This window comes from Alkalibacterium indicireducens (assembly GCF_039522005.1).
Lineage (GTDB): Bacteria > Bacillota > Bacilli > Lactobacillales > Carnobacteriaceae_A > Alkalibacterium > Alkalibacterium indicireducens.
Map to the genome: position 1 here is coordinate 1535 of NZ_BAAADA010000009.1, position 318 is coordinate 1852.

Consider the following 318-nt stretch of genomic DNA (forward strand, 5'->3'; position numbering starts at 1 on the left):
TCCACATATGACGATTATCAATAATTGCAGTAATTGAACGTCGTTCAATTTTATCAATCAATGGTTTCCCATCATACCCACGATCCGCCATTAAATATTCAGCTCGTTCCGCTTGTTGAGTAGTTAAATTATCTACTAAAAGCTTAGCAATTGTGCTTTCTCCTTCATTTGCAGGTGTCACTTTGTAAGCAATAGGTAGTTCATACTCTGTGTCACAAATGAGGTGGACTCGATATCCGAAATACCAAGTTGTTTGAATCACATTATTTTCTTTATCATAATAATTTTTAGCCGTCCAAGTCGCATCAGATTCACTTC

General features: G+C 36.2%; 1 protein-coding gene. It reads right to left on the reverse strand.

All coding sequences use genetic code 11. The annotated features are described in order from the left end of the window. On the reverse strand, positions 1-318 hold a 318-nt coding region (locus tag ABFX15_RS00600; protein WP_346023643.1), incomplete at both ends, for a transposase.